Below are 13,849 nucleotides of genomic sequence, written 5' to 3'. Positions count from 1 at the left end.
GCGACGCATCGCACCGCCGGACACGCCGCCATGACCCGCCAGGATCCCACCCGCAACACCCGCATCGTGCTGGCCGCCCGACCGCAGGGCGAGCCGACGGCCGACGATTTCCGGATGGAACAGGTGCCGCTGCCTGCTCCCGCCGATGGCCAGGTGTTGCTGCGCAACCGCTACCTGTCGCTGGACCCGTACATGCGCGGACGCATGAATGCCGGACGCTCGTACGCCAAGCCGGTCGAGATCGGCGAGGTCATGGAGGGCGGGACGGTGTCCGAGGTGGTCGCCTCCCGCCACCCCGATCTGAAGGTGGGCGATGTCGTGCTTGCGCACGGCGGCTGGCAGACGCATGCGGTGGCCGATGGCAAGGGGTTGAAGCGCACGCTGGACGCACGCGTGGCGCCTTTGACCACCGCGCTGGGCGTCTATGGCATGCCGGGCTTCACCGCCTATGTCGGCCTGCATGAAATCGGCAAACCGCAGGCCGGCGAAACGGTCGTGGTGGCCGCCGCCAGCGGACCGGTCGGCGCGACCGTCGGCCAGATCGCGAAACTGCAGGGGGCGCGTACCGTCGGCATCGCCGGTGGCGAGCGCAAGCGTGCCTACCTGCACGACGAACTCGGCTTCGACGTCGCGCTCGACCATCGCGCCCCGGATTTCGCCGACCAGCTGCGCGCCGCGTGCCCTGACGGCATCGACGTCTATTTCGAGAACGTCGGCGGAGCGGTGTTCGATGCCGTGGTGCCGCTGCTCAACGATTTCGCCCGCATCCCGGTCTGCGGGTTGGTGGCGCACTACAACGACAAGGCCTTGCCGGCCGGGCCCGACCGCATGCCGTGGCTGATGGGCCAGATCCTCTCCCGGCACCTGACCGTGCGCGGCTTCATCCAGTACGACTTCATCGCGCTGTATCCGCAGTTCCTGCGCGAGATGGGCGGCTGGCTCGCCGAAGGAAAGATCCGCTACCGCGAGGACATCGTGGAGGGCCTGGAGAACGCACCGCGCGCGCTGATCGGCCTGCTGCGCGGGGAGAACTTCGGCAAGGTGGTGGTGAAGCTCTGAGCACTGCGGCTCAGCGCGCGATGCCGTGCTCGGCTTCGTAAGCCTGCATCTTCGCGATGGCGTCCAGCAGATACGCTTACCACGCCTTCTCGATCTCCTCGATCGGTCCGATCAGGCGTTCGAAGTCGGGCGTGGAGGCGCCAAGGGCGAGCAACTGTTTGTAAGCGCTGGCGTACGTCCCGTCCCGGTGGTGGAACAGGAAGTGCGAGAGACTCCAGTAGTGCAGGTAGTACAGATTGACGTGCTCGTCGATGCCCGGGCCGCGGCCTTCCACCAGCTCCCGCAACGGGATGAAACGCAAGGCCGCGACGTCGGCGTCGAGGCTCCCCGTGAGCTTCATGCGCGACAGCCACCAGGTCGGATAGGTGTCGGGATCGCTGCGACCCGGGGTGAGCACACCGTTCTCTAGCCAGCTCGCGCCGAGATAGCCCGCGACGCCTTCGTTGGCCCACGCGGGCAACCGCCAGCCGGCGACTTCGGTGTTCAGTTGGTGCACGGCCTCGTGCAGCATCCAATGGTACGGGTTCGCGCTGCCGCTCCCGTAATACGCATAGCAGGCGGGCCGCAGGTAATAGGCTTCGGCCCATGGCCGGCTGCGGTTGTTGCGCGCGAACTCGTCCGCGTCGCGGTAGAGCACCAGGATCAGCGGCGTGGTCGACGGCGCCACATGGTCCGCGAACAGCGACAGGTAGGCGGCATGCAGGCTTTCCGCGGCGGCGGCGATCTCCTGGGTCTGCGCAGGCGTCGCCGTGCTGTGCACGTGGTAGTGCGCGGTCTGCAGGAGGCGTGCGCCGTCCGGGATCGATGCCTTGGGCACGGAAGCACGCTTCGGGGGTGCGGCCTTCCACGCGATGACGCCGGCGACCGAAGTCGCCAGCGCCAGTGACGTCGCGACCAGCACGGTGCGACGCTTCATGCGGAGGCGGGCACCGGCAGGCTGACGTTCATCAGCGTGGGGTCGTCCGGGTCCAGCTTCACGGTGAAGCCCAGGCTTTCGCACATCGCGAGCATGGTGCGGTTCTCGCGCAGCACTTGGCCTTCGATCAGCTTCAGGCCCTGCCATTGCGCGTACTCGATCATGATCTGCATCAGCTTCCAGCCGATGCCGTGGCCCTTGAGGTCCGAGCGAACGAGGATGCCGTACTCGCCTTTCTCGTAGTTTGCATCCGCATGAAGGCGGACTGCGCCCAGCATCTCGTGGGTGCCCGGATGTACCGCGACCAGCGCGATCGAGCGCGCATAGTCGAGCTGGGTCAGGCGTGCGATGAACTCGTGGCTGAAATGGCGTACCGACTGGAAGAAGCGCAGGCGCAGGTCCTCGTCGGTGATGTGGGTGAAGAACTCGCGGAACATCGCGTCGTCTTCCGGCCGCACCGGTCGAACCAGCGCGGGCTGGCCGTCGGCGAGTTCGATGGTCCGCTCCCACTCCGTCGGATACGGGAAGATCGCGAAGCGCGGATGGCCGCGGCCCTTGTGCAATGCCCGGCCGCGCGCCACGGCGATGCGCGCGTCCACCGCGACCACGCCATCGCGGTCGGCGAGCAACGGGTTGATGTCGAGTTGCTGGATCTCCGGAATGTCCGCGGCCAGCTGCGCCAGCTTCACCAGTACCAGCGCGACGGCGCGCTCGTCGGCCGCCGGCACGTCGCGGTACGCCTTCAGCACGCGCGACACACGGGTGCGTGCGATCAGTTCGTGCGCCAGGCGCAGGTCCAGCGGCGGCAGGGCGACAGCCTGGTCGTTGATGACTTCCACCGCCGTGCCGCCACGGCCGAACGCGATCACCGGGCCGAACACGGGATCGTCGGCGATGCCGGCGATCAGTTCGCGCGCCTTCGGGCGCAGCACCGTCGGTTGCACCAGCACGCCTTCGATACGTGCCTCGGGCCGGCGTTCGCGCGCGCGCTGCAGGATGCCGGCGGCGGCTTCGCGCACCGCGTGTGCGTTCGGCAGGTTGAGGCGCACGCCATCCACGTCCGACTTGTGCGGGATATCGGGCGAGAGGATCTTCACCGCCACCGTCCTGCCCTCGGCGAGCAGCGGGGCAGCGATGCGCGCGGCATCCTCGGCGTCGGTCGCGCGCCACAGCGGCGCCATCGGAATGCCGTAGGCGGCGAGCAGTTGCGTGGTGGCCAGCGGATCCAGCCAGGTCTGGCCGGCGTCCAGCGCGCTGTCCACCAGCGCGCGCGCCATCGCCACGTCGGGACTGAAGTCTTCCGGCAGGCTGGGCGGCGTCTCCATCAACGCGGCCTGCACCTCGCGGTGGCGCACCAGGTGCATGAAGCCGGCGACCGCATCGGACTCGTTCGGATAGCGCGGTATCTGGGCGGCGTCGAGGACGGCTTCGGCCTGGGGATCGTTACCCAGCCAGACGGTGAACACCGGCTTGCGCAGGCCGTGCGGAGGACGTTGCGACAGCACGCGCGTGACGGCATGCGCCGCTTCCGATGACGACGACAGCACGGTCGGCACGTTGACCGCCAACAACGCGTCGTTGTCGGGATCGGCGAGCAGCGCTTCGATGGTCGCGGCATAGCGGTCCGCGTCGATGTCGGTCAGCAGGTCGACCGGATTGGTACGCGACCAGCCCACCGGCAAGAGACGGTCCAGTGCATCGCGGGTGGCATCCGACAGTGTCGCCAGCGTGCCGCCCTGTTCGTACAGGTGGTCCACCGACAGCGCGCCGACCCCGCCGCCGTTGGTCAGGATCGCCAGTCGGCGGCCGTGGAACGGGCGGACCTGGCCCAGCGTGCGCGCAGCGGCGAACAGTTCGTGCAGCGAGCGCACGCGCAGCAGGCCGGCACGACGGAACGCTGCACCGTACACGGCGTTGGGACGCGCGAGATTCTGCGTATGCGTGCTGCCGGAAGGCGTCACCTGGGCGCGGCCGCCGTGGCCGGACTTCACCACGACCACGGGCTTGGTGCGCGCGGCCGCACGCGCGGCGGACATGAACTTGCGCGCGTCGCGGATCGCTTCGACGTACAGCAGGATCGCGCGCGTGCGGTGGTCGGTGGCGAAGTAGTCCAGCAGGTCGGCGAAGTCGACATCCAGCGCATCGCCCAGCGACACGACAGCGGAGAAGCCGACTGGTTGGCTCATGCTCCATTCCACCAGGCCGCCGGAAATCGCACCGGACTGCGAAATCAGCGCGAGGTCGCCGGCCTTCGGGAAACGACTCGCCAGGCTGGCATTGAGGCGCGCATGTGGCGCGATCACGCCCAGGCAATTCGGGCCCAGCACGCGCAAGCCCTTCTCGCGCGTCAGCGCTTCCAGTTGCGCCGCCGGCGAACCGGGGCCGCTGCCCATCGCCGCCGTGAGCACCACAACCGCGGCGGCGCCTTTCTCCGCAGCCTCGGCGGCCAGCTGCGGCACTGTCGCTGCGGGCGTGGCGATCACGACCAGGTCGGGCGTCCATGGCAGATCGCGCAGGTGGCGCACCGTCGCCACGCCGTCCATCGGCGACGGATGCTTGTTGACCAGGCCGATGGGACCGGCGAAGCCGGCGTTGAGCAGGTTCTCCACCACCGCGCGGCCTACCGAGCGCGGACGCGACTGGCTGCCGACCACGGCGACGGCGCGTGGGCGGAAGATCGAGTCGAGTCGGTAGGTGCTCATGGTGGGAAGGCGGTCTCCACGTGGCGGCTAGGGTAACGCGCCGCCTGTTGCAGGGGCATGCGCGCCGTCACGCGAGCTTGAGCGTGTCCGGGTAAGGCGGAGTATCCGGATAGTCGCCCGCCGCGAGGTGCGACTGAAGGTCGCGCCACCAGCCGGGCTGGAACAGCGCGCCGTGCGCGGCCTTCAGTGCCTTTGCCTGCGGCTCGGGCAGGCCGAGGAACTGCGGGAACCGCTCCGGGAACACATCGCCGGCGTCCACATGGAACCACGGCGCATCGGCCATCTGTTCTTCGTAGCTCTCCGCCTGCGGCCAGTCGCGGAATTGGCAGTCGGTGACCAGGCGAAGTTCGTCGTAGTCGTAGAAGACGACGCGTCCGTGCCGGGACACGCCGAAGTTCTTCAGCAGCATGTCGCCGGGGAAGATGTTGTTGCGCGCCATGTCCTTGATGGCCTGCCCGTAGTCGAGCGCGGCGGCGCGCGCGGCCTCGGGCTTCTGCTCGCGCAGGTACAGGTTCAGCGGACGCAGGCGGCGTTGCACGTAGCACAGGTGGACAACGAGATCATCGCCATCCTCGCTGATGCTCTGGCCGCAGCTCTCGCGCAATTCCTGCAGCAAGGCCGGCACGAACCGAGCACGCGGAAAGCGCAGGAAGCGGAATGCCTGCGTGTCCAGCAGCCGGCCGACGCGGTCCAGGTGGAAGACCAGGTCGTACTTGTCTTCCACGTCCTGCCGGCTCATCGCCTTCGGATAGGCGAACCGGTCGCGGATCACCTTGAACACCAGCGGGTAGCTGGGCAGAGTGAACACCGCCATCACCATGCCGGGCGTGCCTTCGGCATGCACCAGCCGTTCGTCCGGATGCGCGGCGAAATGGTGGAAGAACGTGCGGTAGCGTTCGGTCTTGCCCTGCTTGGCGCGGCCGAGCACGGTGTAGATCTCGTCGATCGGCTTGCCCGGCAACAACGAGCGCAGGAACACGACCGCGTCGCCGACCGTCGACAGGTCGGCGTGGAAATAACTACGCGAGGTGCCGAACAGGTGCGCCACGTCGGCGCGATGGGTCAGCACGGCTTCCGCCCTCAGCTGGCCGCCGTCGTTCACCAGCGCGATCACGCAGGGCGAGAACCGGTGTTCGCCGAACACGCGGCCGACCAGATAGGCGCGCCGCTCGCGGTAGAACACCGTGTCCAGCAGTTCGATGCCGCGCACCGGCTGCGCCCCCCAGTGCGCCAGGTCGTCCTGCAGCCGCACCGCGATCGCCGCCGCGCAGCGGGTGCGGTGCGCATACGGCACGTCGAAGCCGTAGTCCGCCAGCACGCGCGCGAAGGTGTCGGTCGGACGCTGCTCGGAGACCGCGTAACTGTGGCGGGCGACGGGGTGGGTGATCGCGTCGGTGGGTTCCACATCGAGCGCGACGAACTCCAGCGCCGGGTCCACGCCGCGGATGCGCAGGAAGCGGCGGCTCAGCGTGTTGTAGAAGGTCTTGTAGAGCTCGCGGTCGATCTGCCCGCTGACCAACTTCTCGAACGCCGTACGTGCGGCGATCCACAGCGTCCGGTCATGGGCCTGTCCCAGCAGTACCGCCTGCAACCGCAGTGCGCACTCGGCGATGCACTGGTCGTACAGTTCGATGCGTTCGACCGCATCGGCGCGGGCGCCCGCCCAGTCCATCGTCTCGAACCGCCCCTTCGCACGCTGCGTGATCTCCGCGAAGCGCGCGTGGTAATCCGCGAAGGCATCGTGGATCAGGCGGGCGATGGCATCGGCGGGGACCATGCGCGCGATGTTAGCCGGCACGCGCTGGAGTCATCGCTCCACTGCGATGCCGGCCTGCTCCAGCAGCCAGCTGCGCACCTTGCGGAAACCGGGATGAGCCAGGCTGCGTTCCGGATACACCAGGTAGTGGGCGAAGTCGGCCTGCAGCCGTTTCTTCGTCAGCGTCACCAGCCGCCCGGCTTTCACCAGCGGCTCGGCCAGCGTCCAGCGCGCCAGTGCCACGCCCACGCCTTGCGCCGCCGCCTGGTGCAGTGTCTCGGTGTCGTCGAACTGCGCGACATAGCGCGCCGGCGGCTGCCCGCCGAAATGCTCGAACCAGTCTTTCCATCGATTGGCCGGATCGCCCAGCAAAGGCAACTTCGCCATCTGGTCCGGTGCCGGCCGGCCGTGCTGTTTGAGCAAGGCGGGGCTGGCGACCGGGGTGATCCATTCGTGGAAGAGGAACTCCGCGTGCACGTTCGGCCAGCGTCCACCGCCGAGTCGCAGCGCCAGGTCCACCGGCTCGCGCTCGAAATCCACCACGTGCGTGCTCGATTGCAGATTGAGGCCGAGCTCCGGATGCTGGGCCAGGAACGCTGGCAGGCGCGGCACCAGCCAGGCCGTGGCCATCGAAGGGATCAGGCTCAGCGTCACCGTGTGGTCGTTGCGCAACGTGGCGCGCCGCAGCGCATGCTCGATGGTGTCCAGCGGCCCGGAGATGGCATCGAAGAGGCGTTGGCCTTCCGGCGTCATCTCCACGCCGCGAGGCCCGCGCGCCAGCAGCTTGTGGCCCAGCCGCTGCTCCAGCAGCCGCATGCGGTGGCTCAACGCGCTGACGGTGAGGTGCATGGCCTCGGCGGCGCGGGTGAGGTTGCGCAGGCGCGCGGCCGTGACGAAGGCGTCCACCTGGTCCAGCGGCAGTCGGCTCATCTTGAATCCACCTCAAGGCTGGCTTGCGGAGCTTTCGCTTTTTCGGGGCCGATCATGCGCCTACCTTGTGAGTCCTTCAAGCCGGATACCGGCGCCACGGAGCAGTCCCATGCAAACCGACACCAGGAAGCAGTGGTGGCAGCAGTTGGGTGGAATGAGCCAGGGCATGCTGTTCCTGCAGGGTCATATCGCCCACACCGACAGCCCGCCGCCCGAACCCGCCCACCGGCACCATGTCCATGATGAAGCGGGCCAGGTGCGCCATCGCCAAGCGGTGCAGCGGCTCAGCGCGCGCCGCCTGCGTGCGATGACCTCGTTGTCGTTGTTCCGCTGAGCGCCCGCCAGCGTGGGAGCGACGTCAGTCGCGATGGGCCACCGCGGCGGTTCATCGCGACTGACGTCGCTCCCACGAATTATGGCGGACCGGGTGGGAGCCCTTCACGTAGATCGAAGCTTCGCGCGCGGACGTCTGGCGAGCCTGCGTCCGCATGAAACACAACGCCCGGCACAGGGCCGGGCGTTGGATACGGCGGAGAAAGCGATAGACCTCAGGCCGACAGCGTCGCCAGCGCGTCGTTGAAGGGCTTGCTGGGACGCATCGCGGCGGCGGTCTTGGCGATGTCGGGGTGGTAGTAGCCCCCGATATCGAGCGCCTTGCCCTGCGCGCCGTTCAACTCGCCGAGAATCGTGGCTTCGTTGTCGGCCAGGGCCTTCGCCAGCGGCGCGAACTTCGCCTTCAGTTCGGCATTCTCGTCCTGCGTGGCCAGCGCCTGCGCCCAGTACAGGGCCAGGTAGAAGTGGCTGCCGCGGTTGTCGAGCTCACCGACCTTGCGCGCGGGCGAGCGGTTCTCGTCGAGGATGCGGCCATTGGCGACGTCCAGCGCGTTGGCCAGCACCTTGGCGGGCGTGTTGAGGTAACGCTGGCCCAGGTGCTCCAGCGACGCCGCCAGCGCGAGGAATTCGCCCAGCGAATCCCAGCGGAGGTAGTCCTCTTCCAGGAACTGCTGAACGTGCTTCGGCGCGGAACCGCCGGCGCCGGTCTCGAACAGGCCGCCACCGGCCATCAGCGGGACGATCGACAGCATCTTCGCGCTGGTGCCCAGCTCCATGATCGGGAACAGGTCGGTCAGGTAGTCGCGCAGCACGTTGCCGGTCACCGAGATGGTGTCCTCGCCCTTGCGGATGCGTTCCAGCGACACCTTCATCGCCTCGACCGGCGGCAGGATGCGGATGTCGAGCGCGTCGGTGGTGTAGTCCTTGAGGTACTGCTCGACCTTGGCGATCACCTGCGCATCGTGCGCGCGGTCCTTGTCCAGCCAGAAGATCGCCGGCGTCTTGCTCAGGCGCGCGCGGCCGACGGCCAGCTTCACCCAGTCCTGGATCGGCGCGTCCTTGGTCTGGCACATGCGCCAGATGTCGCCGGCCTCGACCTTCATCTCGAACACGACCCGGTCGGCGTCGTCGGTGACGCGCACGCTGCCGTCGGCGGGAATCTGGAAGGTCTTGTCGTGGCTGCCGTATTCCTCGGCCTTCTGCGCCATCAGGCCGACGTTGGGCACGCTGCCCATCGTGGCGGGATCGAAGGCGCCATGCTTGCGGCAGTCGTCGAGCACCGCCTGGTAGATGCCCGCATAGCAGCGGTCCGGGATGACGGCCTTGGTGTCCTGCAGCTTGCCTTCGGCGTTCCACATCTTGCCCGAGTCGCGGATCATTGCCGGCATCGACGCGTCGACGATCACGTCGCTCGGCACGTGCAGGTTGGTGATGCCCTTGTCGGAATTCACCATCGCCAGCGCGGCGCCATCGGCGTAGACGGCCTGCAGGTCGGCCTTGATCGCGTCCTGCTGGTCGGCCGGCAGTGCGCCGAGGCGCGCGTACAGGTCGCCGATGCCGTTGTTGGCATCGAAGCCGATCTGCTCCAGCACCGCGGCATGCTTGGTCAGCGCCGCTTTGTAGTACTCGTTGACCACCACGCCGAACATGATCGGGTCGGAGACCTTCATCATCGTGGCCTTCAGGTGCAGCGAGAACAGCACGCCCTGGGCCTTGGCGTCGGCGATCTCGGCAGCGACGAACGCGGCCAGCGCCTTGCGGCTCATCGAGGCGGCGTCGACGATCTCGCCGGCCTTCACCTTCACCTTGTCCTTGAGCACGGTGACCGTGCCGTCGGCGGCGACCAGTTCGATCTTCAGCGCGCCGTCGTTGGCCAACGTGGCCGACTGCTCGCTACCGAAGAAATCGCCGGCCGCCATGTGGGCGACGTGCGATCTGGAATCCGCGCTCCACGCGCCCATGCGGTGCGGGTGCTTGCGGGCGAAGTTCTTCACCGACAGCGGCGCGCGGCGGTCCGAGTTGCCTTCGCGCAGCACCGGGTTCACCGCGCTGCCCTTGACCTTGTCGTAGCGCGCCTTGGCGTCCTTTTCCTTCTCGTCCTTCGGCTCGTCCGGGTAGTCCGGCAGCGGGTAGCCCTGGGCCTGCAACTCCTTGATGGCGGCCTTCAGCTGCGGCACCGAGGCGCTGATGTTGGGCAGCTTGATGATGTTGGCTTCCGGCTGCGTCGCCAGCTGGCCCAGCTCGGCCAGGTCGTCGCTGATCTTCTGCGCGTCGGCCAGGTACTCGGGGAACTGCGACAGGATGCGGCCGGCCAGCGAGATGTCGCGGGTTTCCACGGCGATGCCGGCGGGGGCGGTGAACGCCTCGACGATCGGCAGCAGCGACTGGGTGGCGAGGAACGGGGCTTCGTCGGTGAGGGTGTAGATGATGCGGGGCGTATCCGACATGGGGATCAGGACTCTCGACAAGGGGCGATGGGGAACTCAGCGCGCCATTGTCGCGTGTCGCCGCACGCAGGGCAAAACGAGGGGGTATGGAGGGGGCCGCGATCTATGCCAGCACTGTCCGGGGGACAGGGGTCGGGGAGCCGGTTTGGAGGACACGATTCGCAGCAGAGCTTGGCGGCGTTGGCTGGAACGCGAACGGAGGAGCGGGCCGTCGAGCCCGCTCCTCGCAGCACACAGTTGAATCGGCGCTCAGCGGATCGTGCAAGCGAACGAGTAGTAGGGCATACCCCAAGCCGACGAGGTGCCGGGCTTGCAGGTCGATACGATCTGCTCTGTCGAGGTAACGGTTGCGGTCACATCTGAGAAGTCCGCGGTACTGCCGGAAACCATCTGCACTTCGGCAACATCGAGTTCTTTCATATCGTTCCATTCCTTGGGTCTGAGTCCCACGTCGGGACGACTTGAAGATGCCCCAGAAGATCGCGCCGAGCAATTAACATTTAAAAAAAAAGCGGGCGTGGATTACTAACGCCCGCCCAAAGTGTTAAGTGCCAGCATGTCTAGCGGAACATACCTGGCGCCAACATTGACACTTTCTCGAGAAATGTTTTCTCCTCGACAACTTGAATATTTCCCGAAGTAGAGAAGCCACTTACAACATTTGAGAAGTCAGCTGCACCACCGGAGATCATCTGCACTTCGCAAGCATCGAGTTCTTTCATATCGTTCCATTCCTTGGGTCTGAGTCCCACATCGGGACGACTTGAAGATGCCGCAGAAGATCGCGCCGAGCAATTAACATTTCAAGCAAAAAAAGCGGGCGTGGATTACTCCACGCCCGAGCTTGCCCCACACACGTGGGAGAGAGACTTGCCTTGCGGGTTACTTGACTTCGATTTCCTGCGTCATGCCGACCGGCTGACCATTGAGGGTCACGTCGACCTTGTACTTTCCGGCGGGCCAGGCATTGGTATTGGTGAACTCGATATTGGTGGTGCCCGCGTCTTCGGCTTTGACGGCTTGGGTCTTCTGGCCGGCCACCTGACCATCCTGGAAGGTCAACTTCGCGTCGATGGTGGCATCGGCAGGAGTAGTGGCATCCGTCTTCACCGACACGATGATCTTGTCCTTGACGCCGAACATGCCGACAGCGGCAACCGACTTGTCTGCAGCCGCAGTGTTGCCGACAGTGACCACCGTGGCGCTGACCGGCGCAGGTGCCGGCATGGGTTCCGCGGGCGCGGGTGCGGGCTCCACGGCGGCGGGCGGGGTGACGACAGGTTCTTCCTTCTTCTTGCAGCCGACCAGGGCGACGGTACCGACCAGCGCGGCGGCCAAAGCGTAAGAGATGCGGTTCTGCTTCATGGGTTCGATCCTTGTGGATGAAGTGGGGTGGCGATCAGGCGTCGGCGGGCTTCGGTGGAAGCTTGATGACCTGCCCGGGGAAGATGCGGTCGGGATCGTCGATCGTGTCGCGGTTAGCTTCGAAGATCTGCTTCCACGCGTTGGCGCTACCGAGATGCTCTTTCGCGATCTTGGAGAGCGTGTCGCCCTTCTCGACGGTGTAGGTCTGTTCGCCGATGAGCTCCTCAGTGCTGTCGACACGCGCAGTCACGCCGGAAAAATCCGCTTTCTCTACAAGCTGTTCAGTCGAATCAACCTTGGCGGTAACACCGGAGAAGTCGGCCTTCTTTTCTGTGCTCATTGCAACCACCCTTCCTGGCGGGCTGTGGGATGCGCAGAGCGTTGCACGCGCCTTGTTAAGAATCCATAGCGCGTGCGTGAAATCGCTTCTATTGTTAGCTGAGTGACGCTACTGCCGCTGATCGCGCTTCATGAGCGGGACATTCATGTCGGCGGTGGCGCGCCACGGATTGATGTCCAGGCCGCCGCGCCTGGTATAGCGCGCTTCCACCGACAACGACGTCGGCCGGCAATGGGACAGCACATCGTGAAAAATCCGTTCGACGCACTGCTCATGGAACTCCGCGTGGTCGCGGAAGCTCACCAGGTAGCGCAGCAGCTCGATCCGGTCGATACGCGGGCCGGCATAGCGGATGACGACCGTCGCCCAGTCGGGCTGGCCGGTGACGGGACAATTCGACTTCAGCAGTTCCGACGAAAGGAGTTCTTTGACCTCGGCTTCCGGATCGGCGGCAAGGAATTCGGCGCGCGGTGGTCCGTAATGGTCGATCTCCACGTCCAGCCCGTCGAGCGATTCGCCCTCGGGCATCTCGGCCATCGGCGGCAGGCCGAACACGACCTGCACGTCCGCGCCCGCGCGTGCAGACAGGTCGGTTGCAATGCGCTCGAGCACCGCAGCATCGCTGTTGAAGCGCGTGCTGTTGAGCGAGTTGAGATAGAGCTTGAGCGATTTGGATTCGATCAGGCACGGCGACGTGCACGGTACGGTCAGCGTGGCGGTCGCCACGCGCGGTTTGCCCCGGGCATCCAGCCAGCTCAACTCGTACGCATGCCAGCGATCGTGGCCGACGAACGGCAAGGTATCGGCGGCGATGCCGATCTCGTCGCGCGCGCCCTGGCGCGGGATCGGGAAGAGGAGGGTAGGGTCGTACTGCGCGGGATACGCGACCTCGCGACCCAGCGAGGAATTCTGGGGGGTGTTGTTCATGCTGGCCATTCTACGGACGGGCCCTAAAGCGGGGGTGTATAACGGCGGCCTCTCCCCGAGGAAGTTCCCCATGCGATCACTGCTGCTGCCCGGCCTGTGCGTGATGCTTGCCGCCTGCGCCAGCGGGACTGCCAGCGATGGCGGGCCACGTCCCACCCCGCCTGCGGACGATGGCCTGGTCCGTCCGCAAGGCGAGGACGCCGTCGTGATGCAGGTAGGCCAGGTGCTGGAGATTGCGCTGATGTCCAACGCGAGCACGGGGTACGCGTGGGAATTCACGTCCGACGGCGCGCCGGTGCTGTCGCGCACCACCGGTCCGGCCACGCCGCCGCCGATGGACACGCAGCCGCCCATGCCGGGTGCGTCCTCGATCGCGCGCTGGTGGTTCCGGGCAGAGAAGCCGGGCGAGGCGACGGTACGGATGGTCTATCGGCGATCGTGGGAAACGGTGCCGCCGGTGGAGGTGGTGGAATACCGCGTCGTCGTGGAGCAGTAGACCCATGCGTCGGATTTCTTCGTTGGACGAGCTGTCTGCGTTCGACAGCGCGGAAGCCTATCCACATGAGCATTGGGCGAAGGGCGTGTACGAAGCTCGCATGCACCAGATCCTGAGGATAGCGTCCCGCTTGCGTCGCACCGAGCCTCTTCCATGGACGGTGCTGGGTCCTTCTGAGAATCAGGACGGCTCGCTGTTCATGGAAATCTGGGAGCGTGATCCCCGGGCTTCCCATCCGGTACCTGCGTGGCTCGCTTTTTCAAGCTACGGAGAGTTGTTCTGCGTGATGCCGGGAGACAGTGCCCTCGACGAGGCCCGATGGGAAGAACTGATTGAGATGGTAAGCACCGACTACGGTGCGATCTACGTACCATGGGGGCTGCTTGAATCGGAATACACGGGCACGCTCAGCCCCTACCGGTGCCGGACGTGGGGCGAACGCTTCTTCTCTGCTTTCTATGCGGGCAAGAAGAAGAGGGAAAGTCGGCGCTGAGTACGCGTCGCGCTTGGCTTCGATGTCAACGCAAGGCAAAGTTACCCCTCCCCCGAAGGCCAGGGAGGCCGTCATGACCTCGCAT

The 13,849-nt window shown here is 66.4% G+C and carries 14 protein-coding genes; 4 read left to right on the top strand and 10 right to left on the bottom strand.

The genetic code is table 11. The annotated features are described in order from the left end of the window. The first annotated feature begins 30 nt into the window (after positions 1 to 30). Positions 31 to 1,059, top strand: coding sequence for an NADP-dependent oxidoreductase (locus Q0907_RS11255; RefSeq protein ID WP_299344651.1), 1,029 nt, complete (start codon positions 31 to 33; stop codon positions 1,057 to 1,059). Between the two features lie 76 nt (positions 1,060 to 1,135). On the opposite strand, the gene Q0907_RS11250 is transcribed toward Q0907_RS11255, so the two are convergent. The 4 genes from Q0907_RS11250 to Q0907_RS11235 form a co-directional block, all read right to left on the bottom strand. After that, positions 1,136 to 1,975: a hypothetical protein gene (locus Q0907_RS11250; RefSeq protein ID WP_299344649.1), complete on the bottom strand. Its 840-nt coding sequence runs from the start codon at positions 1,973 to 1,975 to the stop codon at positions 1,136 to 1,138. After that, positions 1,972 to 4,677 (bottom strand): bifunctional acetate--CoA ligase family protein/GNAT family N-acetyltransferase, encoded by a 2,706-nt coding sequence (locus Q0907_RS11245; RefSeq protein WP_299344647.1) that lies wholly within the window; start codon positions 4,675 to 4,677, stop codon positions 1,972 to 1,974. Before Q0907_RS11245 ends, Q0907_RS11250 begins: the two co-directional genes overlap by 4 nt. Positions 4,678 to 4,744: 67 nt before the next feature. Then, on the bottom strand, positions 4,745 to 6,454 hold the full coding sequence (aceK, locus tag Q0907_RS11240; RefSeq protein WP_299344644.1) for a bifunctional isocitrate dehydrogenase kinase/phosphatase: 1,710 nt from the start codon (positions 6,452 to 6,454) through the stop codon (positions 4,745 to 4,747). A gap of 30 nt (positions 6,455 to 6,484) precedes the next feature. Continuing rightward, positions 6,485 to 7,363 (bottom strand): LysR substrate-binding domain-containing protein, encoded by an 879-nt coding sequence (locus tag Q0907_RS11235; protein WP_093489116.1) that lies wholly within the window; start codon positions 7,361 to 7,363, stop codon positions 6,485 to 6,487. A 109-nt stretch (positions 7,364 to 7,472) separates the two neighbouring features. Between Q0907_RS11235 and Q0907_RS11230 the strand changes: the two genes are divergently transcribed. Then, entirely contained in the window at positions 7,473 to 7,697 is a 225-nt protein-coding gene (locus Q0907_RS11230; protein WP_299344640.1) for a hypothetical protein, read from the top strand. Between the two features lie 214 nt (positions 7,698 to 7,911). Here the strand turns inward: Q0907_RS11230 and Q0907_RS11225 are convergent, their stop codons facing one another. The 6 genes from Q0907_RS11225 to queF all read right to left on the bottom strand — a co-directional run bounded on the left by Q0907_RS11225 (position 7,912) and on the right by queF (position 12,784). Beyond that, entirely contained in the window at positions 7,912 to 10,143 is a 2,232-nt protein-coding gene (locus Q0907_RS11225) for an NADP-dependent isocitrate dehydrogenase (RefSeq protein WP_299344638.1), read from the bottom strand. Between the two features lie 249 nt (positions 10,144 to 10,392). Beyond that, positions 10,393 to 10,563 carry a hypothetical protein gene (locus Q0907_RS11220; RefSeq protein ID WP_299344635.1) on the bottom strand — a complete coding sequence of 57 codons (171 nt, stop codon included), beginning with the start codon at positions 10,561 to 10,563 and terminating at the stop codon, positions 10,393 to 10,395. Positions 10,564 to 10,703: 140 nt separating this feature from the next. Further along, on the bottom strand, positions 10,704 to 10,865 hold the full coding sequence (locus Q0907_RS11215) for a hypothetical protein (protein ID WP_299344633.1): 162 nt from the start codon (positions 10,863 to 10,865) through the stop codon (positions 10,704 to 10,706). 160 nt (positions 10,866 to 11,025) lie between these two features. Then, positions 11,026 to 11,508 (bottom strand): hypothetical protein, encoded by a 483-nt coding sequence (locus tag Q0907_RS11210; RefSeq protein WP_299344630.1) that lies wholly within the window; start codon positions 11,506 to 11,508, stop codon positions 11,026 to 11,028. A gap of 34 nt (positions 11,509 to 11,542) precedes the next feature. After that, the gene (locus Q0907_RS11205; RefSeq protein ID WP_213602293.1) at positions 11,543 to 11,848 is read right to left on the bottom strand and encodes a LysM peptidoglycan-binding domain-containing protein; all 306 of its coding nucleotides are present in this window, start codon (positions 11,846 to 11,848) and stop codon (positions 11,543 to 11,545) included. A 108-nt stretch (positions 11,849 to 11,956) separates the two neighbouring features. Further along, positions 11,957 to 12,784: an NADPH-dependent 7-cyano-7-deazaguanine reductase QueF gene (queF, locus tag Q0907_RS11200; RefSeq protein ID WP_299344624.1), complete on the bottom strand. Its 828-nt coding sequence runs from the start codon at positions 12,782 to 12,784 to the stop codon at positions 11,957 to 11,959. Positions 12,785 to 12,845: 61 nt separating this feature from the next. Between queF and Q0907_RS11195 the strand changes: the two genes are divergently transcribed. Together Q0907_RS11195 and Q0907_RS11190 are read left to right on the top strand one after the other, a co-directional pair. Continuing rightward, positions 12,846 to 13,271: a protease inhibitor I42 family protein gene (locus Q0907_RS11195; protein ID WP_299344621.1), complete on the top strand. Its 426-nt coding sequence runs from the start codon at positions 12,846 to 12,848 to the stop codon at positions 13,269 to 13,271. 22 nt (positions 13,272 to 13,293) lie between these two features. Further along, the gene (locus tag Q0907_RS11190) at positions 13,294 to 13,764 is read left to right on the top strand and encodes a hypothetical protein (RefSeq protein ID WP_299344619.1); all 471 of its coding nucleotides are present in this window, start codon (positions 13,294 to 13,296) and stop codon (positions 13,762 to 13,764) included. Positions 13,765 to 13,849: the final 85 nt, after the last annotated feature.

The sequence above is a fragment of the uncultured Pseudoxanthomonas sp. genome (assembly GCF_947498795.1).
In the GTDB taxonomy this organism is placed as follows: Bacteria; Pseudomonadota; Gammaproteobacteria; order Xanthomonadales; family Xanthomonadaceae; genus Pseudoxanthomonas_A.
The sequence above is the reverse complement of the archived record's forward strand: the minus strand, read 5'-3'. Positions and strand labels throughout refer to the sequence as shown.

Coding starts and splice junctions, on each gene's coding strand:
- queF (WP_299344624.1), bottom strand. CDS start 12,784: ATGGCCAGCATGAACAACACCCCCCAGAATTCCTCGCTGGGTCGCGAG.
- Q0907_RS11205 (WP_213602293.1), bottom strand. CDS start 11,848: ATGAGCACAGAAAAGAAGGCCGACTTCTCCGGTGTTACCGCCAAGGTT.
- Q0907_RS11230 (WP_299344640.1), top strand. CDS start 7,473: ATGCAAACCGACACCAGGAAGCAGTGGTGGCAGCAGTTGGGTGGAATG.
- Q0907_RS11210 (WP_299344630.1), bottom strand. CDS start 11,508: ATGAAGCAGAACCGCATCTCTTACGCTTTGGCCGCCGCGCTGGTCGGT.
- Q0907_RS11250 (WP_299344649.1), bottom strand. CDS start 1,975: ATGAAGCGTCGCACCGTGCTGGTCGCGACGTCACTGGCGCTGGCGACT.
- Q0907_RS11255 (WP_299344651.1), top strand. CDS start 31: ATGACCCGCCAGGATCCCACCCGCAACACCCGCATCGTGCTGGCCGCC.
- Q0907_RS11225 (WP_299344638.1), bottom strand. CDS start 10,143: ATGTCGGATACGCCCCGCATCATCTACACCCTCACCGACGAAGCCCCG.
- Q0907_RS11195 (WP_299344621.1), top strand. CDS start 12,846: ATGCGATCACTGCTGCTGCCCGGCCTGTGCGTGATGCTTGCCGCCTGC.
- Q0907_RS11215 (WP_299344633.1), bottom strand. CDS start 10,865: ATGAAAGAACTCGATGCTTGCGAAGTGCAGATGATCTCCGGTGGTGCA.
- Q0907_RS11220 (WP_299344635.1), bottom strand. CDS start 10,563: ATGAAAGAACTCGATGTTGCCGAAGTGCAGATGGTTTCCGGCAGTACC.
- Q0907_RS11245 (WP_299344647.1), bottom strand. CDS start 4,677: ATGAGCACCTACCGACTCGACTCGATCTTCCGCCCACGCGCCGTCGCC.
- Q0907_RS11235 (WP_093489116.1), bottom strand. CDS start 7,363: ATGAGCCGACTGCCGCTGGACCAGGTGGACGCCTTCGTCACGGCCGCG.
- aceK (WP_299344644.1), bottom strand. CDS start 6,454: ATGGTCCCCGCCGATGCCATCGCCCGCCTGATCCACGATGCCTTCGCG.